Origin of the sequence: Jiangella mangrovi (assembly GCF_014204975.1) — a bacterium.
In the GTDB taxonomy this organism is placed as follows: Bacteria; Actinomycetota; Actinomycetes; order Jiangellales; family Jiangellaceae; genus Jiangella; species Jiangella mangrovi.
Map to the genome: position 1 here is coordinate 3,494,566 of NZ_JACHMM010000001.1, position 16,273 is coordinate 3,510,838.

The 16,273-nt window shown below is 73.0% G+C and carries 14 protein-coding genes; 5 read left to right on the top strand and 9 right to left on the bottom strand.

Annotated elements, in window-relative coordinates; all coding sequences use genetic code 11:
* Positions 1-32: 32 nt before the first annotated feature.
* Both HD601_RS16160 and HD601_RS16165 read right to left on the bottom strand, forming a co-directional pair.
* Positions 33-2,966: an AAA family ATPase gene (locus tag HD601_RS16160; protein WP_221441034.1), complete on the bottom strand. Its 2,934-nt coding sequence runs from the start codon at positions 2,964-2,966 to the stop codon at positions 33-35.
* A gap of 49 nt (positions 2,967-3,015) precedes the next feature.
* Positions 3,016-3,246 (bottom strand): hypothetical protein, encoded by a 231-nt coding sequence (locus tag HD601_RS16165; RefSeq protein WP_184823481.1) that lies wholly within the window; start codon positions 3,244-3,246, stop codon positions 3,016-3,018.
* Positions 3,247-3,460: 214 nt separating this feature from the next.
* Here HD601_RS16165 and HD601_RS16170 point away from each other — a divergent pair, with 214 nt between their 5' ends.
* Positions 3,461-4,894: a malic enzyme-like NAD(P)-binding protein gene (locus tag HD601_RS16170; protein WP_184823482.1), complete on the top strand. Its 1,434-nt coding sequence runs from the start codon at positions 3,461-3,463 to the stop codon at positions 4,892-4,894.
* A 6-nt stretch (positions 4,895-4,900) separates the two neighbouring features.
* Positions 4,901-5,473, top strand: coding sequence for a YqgE/AlgH family protein (locus HD601_RS16175; protein WP_184823484.1), 573 nt, complete (start codon positions 4,901-4,903; stop codon positions 5,471-5,473).
* A 447-nt stretch (positions 5,474-5,920) separates the two neighbouring features.
* On the opposite strand, the gene HD601_RS16180 is transcribed toward HD601_RS16175, so the two are convergent.
* The 3 genes from HD601_RS16180 to HD601_RS16190 form a co-directional block, all read right to left on the bottom strand.
* On the bottom strand, positions 5,921-6,217 hold the full coding sequence (locus tag HD601_RS16180) for a hypothetical protein (protein ID WP_184823486.1): 297 nt from the start codon (positions 6,215-6,217) through the stop codon (positions 5,921-5,923).
* Positions 6,204-7,217: a calpain family cysteine peptidase gene (locus tag HD601_RS16185; RefSeq protein WP_184823488.1), complete on the bottom strand. Its 1,014-nt coding sequence runs from the start codon at positions 7,215-7,217 to the stop codon at positions 6,204-6,206. The genes HD601_RS16180 and HD601_RS16185 overlap by 14 nt, the downstream gene beginning before the upstream one ends.
* An 89-nt stretch (positions 7,218-7,306) precedes the next feature.
* Positions 7,307-7,567, bottom strand: coding sequence for a DUF3039 domain-containing protein (locus tag HD601_RS16190; protein ID WP_184823490.1), 261 nt, complete (start codon positions 7,565-7,567; stop codon positions 7,307-7,309).
* Between the two features lie 63 nt (positions 7,568-7,630).
* On the opposite strand from HD601_RS16190, the gene HD601_RS16195 reads away from it, so the two are divergent.
* Together HD601_RS16195 and HD601_RS16200 are read left to right on the top strand one after the other, a co-directional pair.
* Complete coding sequence (locus HD601_RS16195) at positions 7,631-9,052, top strand: MFS transporter (RefSeq protein WP_184823492.1); 1,422 nt, start codon at positions 7,631-7,633, stop codon at positions 9,050-9,052.
* 112 nt (positions 9,053-9,164) lie between these two features.
* Positions 9,165-10,958: a DEAD/DEAH box helicase family protein gene (locus HD601_RS16200; RefSeq protein WP_184823494.1), complete on the top strand. Its 1,794-nt coding sequence runs from the start codon at positions 9,165-9,167 to the stop codon at positions 10,956-10,958.
* Here HD601_RS16200 and HD601_RS16205 read toward each other — a convergent pair.
* The 4 genes from HD601_RS16205 to HD601_RS16220 all read right to left on the bottom strand — a co-directional run bounded on the left by HD601_RS16205 (position 10,955) and on the right by HD601_RS16220 (position 14,858).
* A complete protein-coding gene (locus HD601_RS16205; RefSeq protein WP_184823496.1) occupies positions 10,955-11,425 on the bottom strand; it encodes a hypothetical protein in 471 nt (156 codons plus the stop codon). The genes HD601_RS16200 and HD601_RS16205 overlap by 4 nt on opposite strands.
* A 9-nt stretch (positions 11,426-11,434) precedes the next feature.
* The gene (locus HD601_RS16210) at positions 11,435-11,620 is read right to left on the bottom strand and encodes a hypothetical protein (RefSeq protein ID WP_184823498.1); all 186 of its coding nucleotides are present in this window, start codon (positions 11,618-11,620) and stop codon (positions 11,435-11,437) included.
* A 161-nt stretch (positions 11,621-11,781) separates the two neighbouring features.
* A complete protein-coding gene (locus HD601_RS35800) occupies positions 11,782-13,305 on the bottom strand; it encodes a golvesin C-terminal-like domain-containing protein (RefSeq protein ID WP_221441037.1) in 1,524 nt (507 codons plus the stop codon).
* Between the two features lie 107 nt (positions 13,306-13,412).
* Positions 13,413-14,858, bottom strand: coding sequence for a helix-turn-helix transcriptional regulator (locus HD601_RS16220; RefSeq protein ID WP_184823500.1), 1,446 nt, complete (start codon positions 14,856-14,858; stop codon positions 13,413-13,415).
* 114 nt (positions 14,859-14,972) lie between these two features.
* Here HD601_RS16220 and aceA point away from each other — a divergent pair, with 114 nt between their 5' ends.
* Complete coding sequence (aceA, locus tag HD601_RS16225; RefSeq protein ID WP_184823502.1) at positions 14,973-16,265, top strand: isocitrate lyase; 1,293 nt, start codon at positions 14,973-14,975, stop codon at positions 16,263-16,265.
* The last annotated feature ends 8 nt before the right edge of the window (positions 16,266-16,273 follow it).

Sequence of the window (16,273 nt, forward strand, 5' to 3'; positions counted from 1 at the left end):
GCCAGGACCGGCCGCCCGGTGTCGCCGGGTTTTCAGCCGTCGGTGAGCAGTCCGCGCTGGTGGGCGACAGAGACGGCCTCGGTGCGGCTGGCGGCGCCGAGCTTCGTCATGACCCGCGACAGGTGCACACTGACGGTCTTCTCGCTGATGAACAGCTCTTCGCCGACCTTGCGGTTGGTGTAGCCGCGGGCCACGAGCTCGAGGACGGACAGTTCGCGCGGCGTCAGCAGCCCGGTGGCCGGCAGGACGGTGCCGGGCAGCGCGAGGTGCGCGCGGCGGGCGAGGTCGCGGACGGCGCCGGCAAGCGGCTGCGCGCCGAGCCTGAGGGCGGTCTCGTGAGCGGCCGCGAGCTCGGTCGCGGCGGCGTCTCGGTCGCCGGCGGCGATCAGCACCTCGCCGAGCCGCCACTGCGCCAGCGCGACGTGGAAGACGTCGCCGTAGCCGAACGCCTCGATGACGGCCCGCCACGGAGCGGGGTCGGAGCCGCCGTCGAGCCGGGACTCCTCGGCGTCGAGCCGGGCCAGCCAGGCCACCCCCTCGGGGCCGAGGGTGTCGGCGCGCGGGATGCCGTGCTGGGCGGTGAGCCGGGCGTGCTCGGCGAACCGGCGGCCCTCGGCGACGGCGGCGGCCTCGGCCGCGTCGTCGTGGTCGAGGCGGGCCTGCCTGGCGAGGTCGGCCTGGATGCCGAGGGCCAGCACGGCCAGCCGCAGCCCGCCGAGCGGCCAGTGGTCGTCGTTCTTGCGCATGGAGGAGATGGCCTCGTCGGCCAGCGAAGCGGCCTCGGCGCAGCGGCCCTCCCAGCCGGCCATCTCGACCCCGGCGATGCCGGCGAGCAGCGCGATCTGGCTGTCGCGGTGCCACTCGGGGCGGACCCGGACGAGGTCGCGCCGGGCCTCGTCGAAGCGGCCGCGGCTGACGTTGATGATGGCCGCCGACGCCGCCAGCAGCGCGGTGATGGTGTCGGAGACCTGCTCGCCCGGCGGGCTGGCCGCGGCGAGCGCCTCGTCCCAACTGCCGTGGGCGTAGTGGACCATGGCCCGCAGCCAGCGCAGCTCGAGGCCGTACATGCTCCACGTGACGCCGAGCGTGCTGGCCCGCTGCACCGCGGCGTCGGCCAGGGCGACGGAGTCGTCGAGCCGGCCCTGCTCGTAGCGGGTGGTGACGAGGTTGAACGACGCCCGCAGCTCGACGTTGGCGGCGCCGACGCGGACGGCGTTCTGCCGGGCCTGCTCGAACAGCGCGCAGGCGTCCTCGACGGCGCCGGCGCGGAGGTCGTTGAAGGCGAGGGAGATGAGCGCGTCGGACTCGGCGCTGACGCTGCCGCTGGCCCGGGCGTCCTCGATGGCCTGCTCGGCGAACGACCGCGCATCGTCGCTGTCGCGGTCCCAGGCGGTGCGGGCCCGCAGTGCCAGCACCCAGGCGCGGGTGCGGCTGGGTGGCTCGGACTCGACGAGCGGCCAGGCGTCGGTGATGGTCTGGGTGGCCTCTTTCCACCGGCCGTTGGCCAGGAGCGCCTCGGTGAGCTGACGGCGGACGTCGGCGCGGGTGACGGCGTCGGCGTCGCGGTCGGCCACGACGACCGCCGCCTGCGCGTAGGCGAGCGCCCGCTCGGGGTGCCCGGCGGCGCTGGCGACGTAGGCGGCCTTGCGGGTGAGGGCGAGCTCGTCGACGCCGGCGTGCTCGGCCGGCTGGTCGACCGCCGACCACAGCTCGAGGGCCTGCTCGACGTGGCGCAGCTCGGCGGCGAGCGCGCCGACACGCATGGCGTCGTCGGCCGCCTTGACCGACGCGGCCAGCGCGGTGGGGAGGTCGTTGCTGCGCAGGCTGTGGTAGGCGAGCGCGCCGGCGAGCTCGTCCTGCTGCAGGTCGACGATGCGCTTGGCGTAGGCGGAGTGCAGCCGGACCCGCTCGCCGGGCAGCAGGTCGGCGTAGACGGCCTCGCGCAGCAGCGCGTGCCGGAAGGTGTAGCCGTCCTGGTCGTCGGTGACGAGGATGTGGTGCTGCAGCGCCTCGCGCAGGGCGGCGTCGAGCTCGCCGTCGGGGAGGTCGACGACGGAGCGCACCGCGGCGTGCCGGACGTGGCGGCGGCCGGTGACGGAGATGGCGCCGACGACGCGCTGGGCCGCCGGGCTCAGCGTCTCGACCCGGGACATGAGGACGTCGGCCAGCGCGGTGGGGATGCCGCCGGCCGGGCCGGTGGCGCTGGCGGCGACCAGCTCTTCGGCGAAGAACGCGTTGCCCTCGGAGCGGGCGGCGACGTCGGCCAGGAGGTCGGCCTCGATGCTGCCGTCGGCCAGTGTCTCGACGAACGCCAGCGCGTCGGCCGGGCTGAACGGGGTGAGGTCGAGCCGCTCGACGACCGGCAGCCGGACCAGCTCGGCGAGCAGCGGGCGCAGCGGGTGCTGCCGGTGGAGGTCGTCGGAGCGGTAGGTGGCGACGACCAGCAGCCGCTGCCCGGCCAGTCGCGAGACGAGGAACGAGAGCAGGTCGCGGCTGGACGCGTCGCTCCAGTGCAGGTCCTCGGCCGCGAGCAGCACCGGGGCGTCGTCGCCCAGCTCGGCCAGCGCGGTGAACATGGCGTCGAAGAGCTGCAGCTGGCCGAGGTCGTTCTCTTCGCGCGACGGCGCCGCAGTGGCGGTGGCGCGGCCGATGAGCCCGGACAGCGCCGGCCGTGCCTCGACGAGGTCGGGGCGGCGCCGGCGCAGCTGCTCGACGACCTCCTTGAACGGCAGGTACGGCAGGCCGGCCTCGCCGACGCTGAGGCAGCGGCCGAGCAGCACGTGCGCGCCGCCCGTCCCGGCCTCGTCGAGGAACTCGGCCAGCAGCCTGCTCTTGCCCACGCCGGCGTCGCCGGAGACGAGCACGGCGCCGCCCGCGCCGTCGCGGGCGCGCTCGAGCGCCGCACGCAGACGAGCGGTCTCGTCGCCGCGTGCGATGAAGGGGACACCAGTACCAAGCCGAGGCACGATACCGATGCTCGCACACGCCTCCGACATCGCAGTCAGCATTTTCCGGTCAGCAGACGGTGCCGCCGGGTCCCGGCTGCGTGCTCAGGGCGCGCGGCCGGGCGTACTGGACCGCCGGCCGGGGACGCCGGGTGGCGGGCCGGCCGGCGGCGGGGTGGTCCTCGGACGTGCGGGCGGACCGCTCGGCGCGGCCCTTCCCGGTGCTCGGGCGGACCGCGGCGACATCGCGCCGGACCCGCTCCTGGCGGTAGTCGATCTCGGCACGGATGCTGTCGATCATGATGTCCTCCCTCGGACTTCTCTTCTCACAGTCGAGACTCGTGCTGAGGGCGGGCCGGCGGCATCGGGCGTCCACGCACACCCCGGCGGCGCCGGCCCCTTACCCCGTCGTCGATGGGCCGTAAGGGGTCTCTTCGGGCAACCGGCCGCCGCGGCCGGGCGGGTGCGGGATCATCTACGGTGGTCCTGCTCACATCTCGGCAAGAAGGGTCACCGTGGTCAGCGTTCCGAGCGTCTCCTACTCGATCACCGTCCGCCTCGAGGTGCCCGCGGGCGGGTCGTCGGTGGGCCAGCTCACCGCCGCCGTCGAGAAGGCCGGCGGACTCGTCACCGCGCTCGACGTCACCGGCTCCGGCACCGACCGCATCCAGGTCGACGTCACCTGCGCGGCCACGTCGTCGGCGCATGCCGGCGAACTGGTCATGGCGCTGCGCTCGGTGCCCGGTGTCGTCATCGGCAAGGTCAGCGACCGGACCTTCCTCGTCCACCTCGGCGGCAAGATCGAGGTCGTGTCGAAGGTCCCGATCCGCAACCGCGACGACCTCTCGCTCATCTACACCCCGGGTGTGGCACGCGTGTCGCAGGCGCTCGTCGACAACCCCGACGACGCCCGCCGCCTCACCATCAAGCGCAACACCGTCGCCGTCGTCACCGACGGGTCGGCCGTGCTGGGGCTGGGCAACATCGGCGCGACGGCGGCCCTTCCCGTCATGGAGGGCAAGGCGGCGCTGTTCAAGCGGTTCGGCGGCATCGACGCGTTCCCCATCTGCCTCGACACCCAGGACCCCGACGAGATCGTCCGCACCGTCCAGCACATCGCGCCGGTGTTCGCGGGCATCAACCTCGAGGACATCTCCGCCCCGCGCTGCTTCGAGATCGAGGCCCGGCTGCGCGAGCTCCTCGACATCCCCGTCTTCCACGACGACCAGCACGGCACCGCCATCGTCGTGCTCGCGGCCCTGCACAACGCGCTCAAGGTGGTCGGCAAGGACATCGGTTCCATTCGGATCGCCATGTCCGGCGCCGGTGCGGCCGGGCACGCCATCGCCCAGCTCCTGGTCGCGGCCGGCGTCACCGACATCGTCGCCGCCGACATCAACGGCGTCATCCACCCCGGCCGGGCCGACCTCACCGGCGTCCCCACCTGGTACCTCGAGCACTGCAACCCGCGCGGCGTGGTGGGCGACCTGCGCGACGCGGTCCTGGGGGCCGACGTGTTCATCGGGGTGTCCGCGCCCAACGTGCTGAGCGCCGCCGACGTCGCGACCATGGCCCCGAACGCCATCGTGTTCGCGCTGGCCAACCCCGAGCCCGAGATCGACCCCCGCGCGGCCGGCGAGTTCGCCGCCGTCGTCGCCACCGGCCGCTCGGACTACCCGAACCAGATCAACAACGTGCTCGCCTTCCCCGGCGTCTTCCGCGGCCTGCTCGACGCCCGCAGCCGCTCGGTGACGACGGAGATGATGATCGCGGCGGCGAAGGCACTGGCCGGCACTGTCAAGGACGAGGAGCTCAACCCGTCCTACATCGTTCCCAGCGTCTTCCACTCCGGCGTCGCCGACACCGTCGCCGAAGCCGTCCGCGGCAGCGTCGAGACCATCCGCCGCGTCGCCGAGGAGACCGGCGAGTTCCCGGCCATCCCGGTCTGATGCACGATGGAACCCGTGGGGAAGAACACTGAGGCGCTGACGGGGAAACTGCTCGTCGCGGCCCCGTCGCTGCGCGGCTCGACCTTCGACCGCGCCGTCGTCCTCATGCTCTCCCACGACGGCGACGGCGCGCTCGGCGTCATGGTCAACAAACCCACGGAAGTCCTCGTCGGCGACGTCCTCCCACGCTGGATCTCGGTCGTGTCCGAGCCGGGCGTCGTCTTCCAGGGCGGCCCGGTCAGCCTCGACAGCGCCCTCGGCCTGGTCGCCGTCGGCGGCAGGGACGAACCCCTGGGGATCCGGCGGGTCCGCGGCGCGCTGGGCGTGGTGGACCTGGACACTCCGGCCGAGATCATCGAACCCGCGGTCACGGCGATGCGCGTCTTCGCCGGCTACGCCGGCTGGGCCCCCGACCAGCTGGAAGGTGAGATCGACGAAGGCTCCTGGTTCGTGGTGGACGCTGAGCCTGGGGATGCTTTCCGCCTGGACGCCCAGGACATGTGGCCGACGGTGCTGCGGCGCCAGGGCGGGCAGTTGGCGTTGATGGCGACTTTCCCGGCTGATCCTTCGATGAACTGAGTTCTTTCTAGGGTGCGTGGGGTTGGGTTGGGTGGCCCCGTCCCCCTGCTGCCCAGTGTCTTAGCCGCGAATCCGCGCCTCAAGCGGACCGATGGGCGCTGCGCGCCCTGGGGGTCCGCTTGACCCGCGGCTCCGCGGCCAAGAACTCGGCAGCTATCAGGGGGACGGGGGAGTCTGGCGACGGGTGGGCGGTTCCTCGCGGGCTGCGGTCGTCTTCACTAGCGTCGACGACTTCACTAGCGGAAGTCGTCTTCTGGGCTCCGGCTGGGGCGCAGAAGACGGTTCTCGCTAGTGAAGTCGGCCCTGCGTAGTGAAGTCGCGGTCTGGCGTGCTGGTCTGCTGTCACGTCGTGGTCTGCCGTCACGCGAAACGCCCGAAACGGGCCCGCAGACGTGACGTGGGACAAGGACGTGACGGGAGACCAGCAAGCCGACCTCATCACCCCGGCTAACCGTCCAAGCGCAGCAGCACGGCGACCGTGTGATCCCCGAGCGCACCCGGCACGGGATCCGCCGACGACCGCGGCAACGCACTGGTGCTCAGCACCCGCCACCGGTGACCGCCTGCCATCAGGACGTTGCCGGGCGCGTACCAGGCGGTGGTCTGCTGCCCGCCCGGATCGTCGACCCCCAGGCAGACCAGCGGCGCCGAGATCCCCATCACCGTGACCCAGGCAGCGCCGACGAGTGCCGGATAACCGGCCCGCAGCTCGACGGCGGCTTGGCGGGGGTCAGTCGTCGTCATCGGTCTCGCACCAGTCGATGCGGGTGAAGAGGCGGCGGAACAGGTCGAGCGGCAAGGGGTCGGGGTGGCGCAGGCCCCACGGGTTGTGCAGCAGCACCCGCCCGTCGTCGTCCGAGCCGCACACCGTGTACGCGTGCCCGACCGGCGCGAGGCCGTAGCGCACGGCAAGCGCGGCGTCGGCGGGGTCGTCGTCGAAGGGGCGGCTGCAGGCGACCGCGGGCTGCGGCGACGCCACCAGGGCCAGCACGGCCTCGTCGGGAGCCCGCGGCAGGCGGAGCAGCCAGCACGGCCGGCCGGTGAGCCAGTACAGCGCCTCGACCGGCAGCCCGCCCTCGCCGAGCACCGGGTAGCCGCCGGCGTAGACGGCGAACGCCTTCTCGACGTACGGCACCAGCGTGGCGTCGTCGGGCCCGTGCGCGTATGCGAGCCGGCCGCTGCCGCCGTCGACCGGCAACGTCGCCCGTAGCCGGTACCGCCGCCCCGGCACGTCGACCAGGACGGCGCCGTCACCAGCCGTCGCGACCGGCAGCAGGCCGGGCGCGCGGCCGGCCACCGCGCCCAGCGCCGCCACGAGGTGGCAGTCGCTGATGCCGCCCTGCCGCGCGAACCCGACGTCGACGTCGGCGGGCAGGGTGAGCGGGCGCGCCGCGTACTCGACCCCCGCGGTGAGCGGGGGCTCCGCCGTCAGACCGGGGACGGAGGAGGAGCCGCCGGCGACCGGTCCCGAGGGGGCGAGAAGCGGTGGCCGGCGGCCCGCGAGGGGTGAGTCGCGCACCAGTTCGCGCAGCCGCCGCACCTCGGCGTCGACGGCGTGCAGCGTGCGGCCGGCGGCGTCGTCGACAGCGGCCACGACGCCGTCGGCGCCAGGCAAGCCGGACCCGCCGGCCACGCGGGCCGCACGGCCCACCGTCGCCGCACGCAGCGCTCCGAACTCCGCCACCGCGGCCGCGCGCAGGGACGTCAGCGCCTCGACGGCCGCACGGACCGGCCGGTCAGCCACGGCCGCACTGACGGCAGCAGGCTGCCGAACTCGTTGTCGCTCTCACACCCCCTATGGGTGTTCTCAGCGACCCGAATGTGACACCGCGGTCAGGATTTGTCGCCGCCGCCCGGCTTCATGGACTCCCAGATCTCCTTGCACTGCGGGCAGACCGGGTACTTCTGGGGGTCGCGGCTGGGCACCCACACCTTGCCGCAGAGGGCGATGACGGGCGTGCCGTTGATCATGGCCTCGGTGAGCTTGTCCTTGGGCACGTAGTGCGAGAACCGCTCGTGGTCGCCGTCGCCACTGCCGGTCTGGGTGCGGCGGTCCTCGATGGTCTCGGTGCCGGGGCTCATCTGCGTGCTCACGCCGTCAGTCTACGGACAGAAATTGCGAACCGACCATGTCGGGAGCGTCGCTATGATTCGCTCGTGACAGCGAGGCCGGCCGACGACGGCGCCCAGGGAATCCTCGGTCCGGCGCATCTCCGGTTGTCCGTCGGCATCGTCTCGGCGGTCGTGTTCGTCGCGTTCGAGTCCATGGCCATCGCCACCGCCATGCCCAAGGCGGTGCCCGAGCTGGACGGCATGGCGCTCTACGCGTTCGCCTTCTCCGCGTTCTTCACCACCAGCCTGTTCGCCATGGTCGTCTCCGGCGAGCTGTGCGACCGCAAGGGGCCGCGGCTGCCGCTGATCCTCGGCACCGGTGCGTTCACGGTGGGCCTGCTGCTGGCCGGGTCGGCGCAGTCGATGTGGCCGTTCCTCGCCGGGCGGGCCATCCAGGGCCTCGGCGGCGGTCTGGTCATCGTCGCGCTGTATGTCGTGGTCGGGCGGGCCTACCCGGAGCGGCTGCGGCCGAAGATCTTCGCCGCCATGGCCGCCGCGTGGGTGCTTCCGTCGATCATCGGGCCGCTGGTCGCGGGCATCCTGACCGACCAGTTCTCGTGGCGGTGGGTGTTCCTGGGCATCGCGCCGCTGGTGCTGATCCCGATCTTCCTTGCGCTGCCGCAGGCCAAGGCCGTCGACGGGCCGCCGCCGGGTGGCGCCCCGCCGCGACGCACGGGCCGCAAGCGGTTCGCCGCGGCCGCCGCGCTCGGTGTAGGGCTCCTGCAGTACGCCGGCTCGCGCGCCGACCTCCTGGGTCTGGGCGTCGCCGTCGTCGCGCTGGCGCTCATGGTCCCGACGGTGCCGAAGCTGCTGCCGCCGGGCACCATCGTGCTGCGCCGCGGGCTGCCCACCGTCGTCGCGCTGCGCGGCATCTACGCGGGCGCCTTCTTCGGCACCGAGACGTTCCTGCCGCTGCTGCTGGTGTCCGAGCGGGGGCTGTCGTCGACGCTGGCGGGCCTGTCGCTGACGGGGGGAGCGCTCGGCTGGGCGACGGGGTCCTGGTACCAGGGCCGCACCCGCACCGTCGCGCCGCGCTACCTGCTGGTGCGGGCCGGCGGCGTGTTCGTCGCCATCGCGATCTGCCTGGTCGCCCTGACGCTGGTACCTGCGGTGCCGGCGGTCGTCGTCATGCTCAGCTGGGTCATCGGGGCGTTCGGCATGGGCATCGCGACGGCGAGCATGAGCGTGCTGCTGTTCCAGCTGTCGCCGGTCGAGGAGCACGGCGCCAACTCCGCGGCGCTGCAGGTCAGCGACGCCCTGTTCACGGCGACGTTCGTCGGCCTGGCTGGCACGATCTTCGGCACGGGGCACGCCGACGACCTCGCCGAGGCCGCCGTCGAGCACTGGGTCTACCTGGTGATCATCGGGGTCATGGCGGCGCTCGCCCTGTTCGGGGCGTGGGCCGCCGGCCGGGTGCGCACGCCGTCGACCACGGAGGCGCCGAGCACCGAGGGCCACGCGGCGTGACAGTGCGCGCGTCCGCCCGCGGGCTGTCGGTCCCGGCGGCTAGGCTCGAAGCATCGGGGTCGGCAGTGCCGCCGGCGGACCGGAACACCGACGTCGACGTCACGGGAGCTGTGTGAGCACCTCGGCCGCTGAGCATCTGTCTCCTGCATATCCCGATCGTGCCCCGTGGGGAACCGCGGGGCGCCTGCGTGCCTGGCAGGCAGCTGCGCTCGAGGACTACATGGGGCGCGACCCCCGCGACTACCTCGCGGTGGCCACGCCCGGCGCGGGCAAGACGACGTTCGCGCTGCGCATCGCCGCCGAGCTGCTGGCCCGCAAGGTCGTCCACCAGCTCACCATCGTCGCCCCCACCGAGCACCTGAAGCGGCAGTGGGCCGAGGCGGCCGACAAGGTCGGCATCACCGTCGACCCCGCCTTCAGCGGCCGCACGGCCCGCACCAGCCGCGACTTCACCGGTGTTGCCGTCACCTATGCCGGTGTCGCGGCGCACCCCATGCTGCACCGCGCCCGCTGCGAGAACCGCCGCACGCTGGTCATCCTCGACGAGGTGCACCACGCCGGCGACTCCCTCTCCTGGGGCGAGGCGACGCGCGAGGCGTTCGAGCCGGCGGCGCGGCGGCTGGCGCTCACGGGCACGCCGTTCCGCTCCGACATCAACCCCATCCCGTTCGTCACCTACTCACCCGACGTCCAGGGTGTCCCGCGCAGCGTCGCCGACCACTCCTACGGCTACGCCGAGGCGCTCAAGGACGGCGTGGTCCGCCCGGTGCTGTTCCTCGCCTACTCCGGCGAGATGCGCTGGCGCACGCGGGCCGGCGACGAGGTCGCGGCGCGGCTGGGAGACCCCCTCACCAAGGACATCACCGCGCAGGCCTGGCGCACGGCACTCGACCCGCACGGCGACTGGATCCCATCGGTCCTGCAGGCCGCTGACACCCGCCTCACCGAGGTGCGCCGGCACGTGCCCGACGCCGGCGGCCTGGTCATCTCCACCGACCAGGAGTCCGCCCGGGCCTACGCCGCGCTGCTCAAGCGGGTCTGCGGCGAGTCGCCCACCGTCGTACTGTCCGACGAGCCCAAGGCGTCGAAGAAGATCGCCGAGTTCAGCGACGGCGACAGCCGCTGGATGGTCGCCGTCCGCATGGTCTCCGAGGGCGTCGACGTCCCTCGGCTGGCGGTCGGCGTCTACGCCACGGCCACCCAGACCCCGCTCTTCTTCGCCCAGGCCGTCGGCCGTTTCGTCCGCGTCCGCAAGCGCGGCGAGACCGCGTCGATCTTCCTGCCGACGGTGCCGTCGCTGCTCTCGTATGCCGGCGAGATGGAGGTCTCGCGCGACCACGTCCTGGGCAAGCCGCCCGGCGCCGACGACGACCCCAACGCCGTCGAGGAAGCGCTCATGGAGGCGGCCCAGCGCGAGGAGCCCGCCGACGGCGAGGAGCTCATGCCGTTCGAGGCGCTCGGCTCCGACGCCTCCTTCGACCGCGTCCTGTACGACGGCGGCGAGTTCGGCACCCAGGCCCGCGCCGGGTCCGCCGAAGAGGCCGACTACCTCGGCATCCCCGGCCTGCTCGAGCCCGACCAGGTGGCCACCCTGCTGCGACGGCGGCAGGCCGAGCAGCAGGCGGCCAAAGCGGCGGCTCCCGACGGTGAAGGCTCCGGCGCCGATGGGCCGGCCGACGGTCACGGCGAGCGTGACCCCGCCGTGTTCGAGCAGATCTCGCTGCTGCGGCGCGAGCTGAACGGCCTGGTCGGCGCCTGGCACCACCGCACCGGCAAGCCGCACGGCGTCATCCACACCGAGCTGCGCAAGTCGTGCGGCGGCCCGCCGGCCGCGCTCGCCACGGCGGCCGAGATCCAGGAGCGCATCGACACCATCCGCGCCTGGGCCGTCGCCCGCAGCGGCTAGGGACTGTCCGGCCGCCGGTGCCGCCGGACCATCCGCACCAGCAACGCCGCCGTCACCAGGCAGAACACCAGCAGGAACACACCGCCGGCCGTCCGCACGCCCCAGTCGTAGTCGGCGGTGTAGGCGACAGGCCGGTCGGCGTCGTCGCGCAGGCGTACGTCGTCGATCCAGCCCGGCATCGGGTCGCCGGGGCGCACCCGCTCGGCGTCGCGCAACTCGACGTCGCTGCGGGTGATCGTGCCGTCGTCGCTGGTGAAGTCGCCGATCCACGAGCAGCTGTCCCGGCCGCACTGGCGGTCCGCGGGGGTGAGGGTGCCGGCCGGGCCGTCGGCCACGGCGTCACGGCCGTTCAGGCCTTCGGCGATCAGGGCGATGCCGCCGCCGATGCCGATCAGGGCGACGAACACGATCAGGAACCAGACGACGACCACGCCGCCCCGAGTCAGTGGTGGTTTCGGTGTGGCCATCGCATCGCATCATCCCATGCGGCTCCAGGGCCGCCAGAACGCGAAGGGACCGTGGCCGACGGTGGCGGCGACGGCGCCGTGCTCGCCGCTGGCATAGGTGAGGCCGGCGCCGACCGCGACCGACAGCTCGATCATGCCGGTGCCGAGCGCCTGGGCGGCGGCGCGCTTGAGTTGATCCTGGACTTTCGGGGCCATCTATCGGACATTTCGGGCCGCAATTGCCCCAGAACTCCAAGATCAACTTGCAGGAGGGGCGCGGGCGGGGCGGGCCGCAAACAGGAGCGGCCGCCCGCGACCTCGGGGGGCGTGGTCGCGGGCGGCCGCCGGTGGGGCTCCGGGGTGCCCCGTCGGAAGGTCTAGCGGGAGATGCGGACGGCGTCGGCCTCGATGGAGCCGGCGGTCGAGGTCCAGCGGCTGACGCCGACGACCGGGCGGTTGCCGGCGGCCAGCGAGAAGGTGCCGATGGAGACCCAGCGGCCGCCGTTGCTGCGCTGGTCGACGTAGACCGTCTGGTTGCCGCTCGGGGTGGCGACGATGTAGGGCGTCCGCGAGTTGTTGGCCGGGTCCTGCGGGTACCAGACCTCGACCCGGTAGGTGGCGGCCGACGGGATGTTCGCGCTGAACCAGGCCACGTCGCTGGACAGCACGGGCTGGGCGTGGCGGTGGTTGCTGCCGTACTGGCCGGGCGCCGACGCCGTCACCCAGTTGGCGCTCGCGGTGAAGGCGCCGCCGTTGTCGACGATGACGCTCCACGACGGCTCGCCGCCGCCACCGTTGACGTAGCTCATGTAGCGGTTCCAGTCCCAGTTGGGGCCGGGGTCGGTGTGGGTGGCGCCGGGTGCCTCGCTGTGTGCGATGACGGTGGTCCGGTTGCGCGGGAGGCCGTAGCGGTCGCAGACGTGGCGGGTCAGGGCGGCCGACGAGCGGTACATGGCCTCGGTGTACCAGGCGGGGTCGCTGACCCAGCCCTCGTGCTCGATGCCGATGGACCGGTTGTTGGTGTTGCCGACGTGCCAGGCGACGTCCTTGTTGCGCACCATCTGCGTCACCTCGCCGTCGGACGAGCGGATGACGTAGTGCGCCGAGACGTTCGCGCTCGGGTTCTGGAACCACGAAATGCAGCCGGCGTACGAGCCCTGGACCGTGTGGATGACTACGCGATCGATGGCGTAGTCATTGGGCCGGTTGGCCACCCGGTAGTTACCCGAGTTGGCGGCCACCCAGCGCGCCGGCGGGTAGTCGTCGGTCATGACGGTGAACCGCTGGTCGAGCGTGGGGACGTCGGCGAAGGTGCCGTACTCGGGGGCGACGGGGCGGGCGGCGACGGTGAAGGTCTCGCCGTTCGCCTGCAGGGACAGGCCGCGCTCCAGCGTCTGGTAGACGGTGTCGGCCTCGAGCCGGGCGACGGAGGGGTCGGCGAAGCCCGAGTAGCGGGCCACGGGCTCATACCAGGCGTCGACGCGGCCACGGTCGGCCGCCGTCAGTCCGGCGCCGTCGGCCAGGGCGCGCAACAGTGCGGCGGCGCCGTCGACGTTGGCCGCGAGATCGGTCTGCAGCGCCGGCACGGTGTGGCCGCTGAGCTTGGACGCCGTGCCCAGTGTGTCGGTGGTCGGGTTGCTGATCAGGTGCATGACGCCGTAGCCGCCGGCGGAGCTGGGCTGTCCGGCGTGGTCGTCGATGCGGGTGACGGTGTGCGCGAGCGCGACCAGCAGGTCGCGCGGGACGCCGTGGCGGCGGGCGGCCGCGGCGAAGACGGTGGTGAGGCGCGTGACGGTCCGGACGGGGTGGCCGGCGGCGTTCGCGGTGGTGGAGATGGCGGGTGTCACGACGATGGCGGCGCCGAGCGCCAGGACGGCGCGCCGGGTGGGTTGGCTGGTCACTGCGGATCCCCTCTGTCGCCCTGCACCGGCGGGTCGCGCCGGCCGAGTAACAGCAGAACCTACCGACAGTTTGTGGTGCTGTCACCAGATTCTTGGAGAATGTCCGGTTAATCGGCCGCCGCGGTGGAGTGTCGTTCGAGGAAGGCGTAGACGTCGGTGTCGTCCACCCCCGGAAACGTACCCGGAGGCAATGCTGCCAGCAGGTGCGAGTGCACGCGTGCACTGGGCCAGGCGCGGCTGCCCCAGCGGTCGGCCAGGCCGGCGGGCGGACGGCGGCAGCAGGACGGATCGGGGCAGCCCGACGTCGCCCGGACGGTCGTCTCGCGGCCCTGGAACCACTTCGAGTGCGCGTACGGCACGCCGACGTCGATGGCGAAGTCGCCCTCGGGCGTGGTCTCGACGTGCGTGGTGCACCAGTAGGTGCCGCGCCCCATGTCGGTGTACTGGTGGTGGGTGGCGTACCGGTCCGGCGTGGCGAACACGGCCCGCGACGCCCAGAACCGGCAGACCAGCTGGCCCTCGATGGCGCCGGTGACGTCGGTGGGGAACGTGACGTCGTCGTTCTCGTACGCCTTGTAGATGACGCCGTCCTCGCCGACCCGCATGAAGTGCACCGGCAGCCCCAGATGGTGCGTCGCGAGGTTGGTGAAGCGGTGCGCCGCCGTCTCGTAGGACACCGCGAACACGTCGCGGAGGTCGTCGATGGCCAGCTCGCGCCGGGCCTTGGCGCGCTGCAGGAACCCGGCGGCGGCCGCCTCGGGCATGAGCAGTGCGGCGGCGAAGTAGTTGGTCTCGACCCGCTGGCGCAGGAAGTCGGCGTAGCCGGCCGGCTCGCGGTGGCCCAGCGCGAAGTGCCCGAGCGTCTGCAGCACGATGGTGCGCGGGTCGTGCCCGCCGCGGCCCGACGACGGCAGGTAGATGCGCCGGTCGGCGAGGTCGGTGACGGAGCGGGTGGCTCGCGGCAGGTCGGCGACGCGGTGCAGGGTGAAGCCGAGGTGTGCGGTGAGCTCGCCGACGCCGCGCTCGGTCAGCGGCCCGCCCTCGTGGCCCACGGCCTGCGAGATGCCGGCCGCGATGCGCTCGATCTCGGGGAAGTAGTTGCCGCGGTCGCGCATCTGCCGGCGCAGCTCGGCGTTGGCCCGGCGGGCCTCCTCGGGCGTGGCGGCCCGCTCGGTGGCCCGGCGCTGCAGCTCGCGGTGCAGCCCGACCAGCGACTCGAGCACGTCCGTCGACAGGGCGGCGCTGGAGGCGGCGACGTGCGGGAGCCCGAGCGAGGAGTACAGCGGCTCGGCCTGCGCGTGCTCGAGCGCGATCTCGAGTGCCGCCCGGTGCGACGGCGGCTCCGGCTTCATGAGGTCGGCGACGTCGGCGTCGAGCGCCGTCGCGATGGCCTGCAGAAGCGTGAGCCGCGGCTCACGCCGTCCGTTCTCGATCTGCGACAGCAGCGACGGCGCGCGGCCGACGGCGGCGGCGAGCGCCCCGAGCGTCAGTCCGGCGGCCTTGCGGGCGTGCCGGATGCGCCGGCCCAGGGTGACGAGGTCGAGATCGGCCATTGGTTCCCATTCTGTGAAATTCGGCGAATCTTCACCCACACTAGCGGTGGATCGGCTCACACAGGGCGGCCAAGAGTGGAGGACGTCAGCAATTCACCGACTCCGGGAGTGAGCATGACGACCACGACGGACCGTCAGACGACCGAGGCCGCCGCCCTCGCCGAGCAGTGGGCCACCGACCCCCGCTGGGCCGGCGTGCGCCGCACCTACACCGCCGAGGACGTCGTGCGGCTGCGCGGCAGCGTCCGCGAGGAGCACACGCTCGCCCGCCGCGGCGCCGAGCGGCTCTGGGCGATGCTGCACCGCGACGACGAGCACGTGGCCGCGCTCGGCGCCATCACCGGCAACCAGGCCGTCCAGATGGTCCGGGCCGGGCTGAAGGCGATCTACCTGTCCGGTTGGCAGGTCGCGGCCGACGGCAACACGTCCGGCAACACCTACCCGGACCAGAGCCTCTACCCGGTCAACTCGGTGCCGACAGTGGTCCGGCGCATCAACAACGCGCTCCTGCGCGCCGACGAGATCACCTACGCCGAGGGCGCCGACCCCGGGTTCGACTGGCTGGCGCCGATCGTCGCCGACGCCGAGGCCGGGTTCGGCGGGCCGCTGAACGCCTACGAGCTGGCCAAGGCGCTCATCGCCGCCGGCGCGGCGGGCGTGCACTACGAGGACCAGCTGGCCTCGGAGAAGAAGTGCGGCCACCTGGGCGGCAAGGTGCTGGTGCCGACGTCGCAGCACGTCCGGACGCTCAACGCGGCGCGCCTGGCCGCCGACGTCGCCGGCGTCTCGACCATCGTCGTGGCCCGCACGGACTCGCTGGCCGCCGAGCTGATCACCAGCGACGTCGACCCCGTCGACCAGCCGTTCCTCACCGGCGAGCGGACCGCCGAGGGGTTCTACCGCACCCGCTCCGGCGTCGAGCCGGTGCTCGCCCGCGCCCTGGCCTACGCGCCCTACGCCGACCTGCTGTGGGTCGAGACCGGCACCCCGGACCTCGCCCTGGCCCGCAAGGTCGCCGAGACGGTGCACGAGCAGTACCCGGACAAGATGCTCGCGTACAACTGCTCGCCGTCGTTCAACTGGAAGGCGCACCTCGACGACGCCGAGATCGAGACCTTCCAGCGCGACCTCGCCGAGCTGGGCTACCGGTTCCAGTTCATCACGCTGGCCGGCTTCCACCAGCTCAACTACGGCATGTTCGACCTCGCCCGCCGGTACGCGGAGAGCGCGATGACCGCGTACGTCGACCTGCAGCAGCGCGAGTTCGCCGCCGAACGCCTCGGCTACACCGCGACGAAACACCAGCGCGAGGTCGGCACCGGCTACTTCGACCTGGTCGCGACGGCGCTCAACCCCGACAGCGACACCCTCGCGCTCAAGGGCTCGACGGAGGAGGAGCAGTTCTGACCGGACAT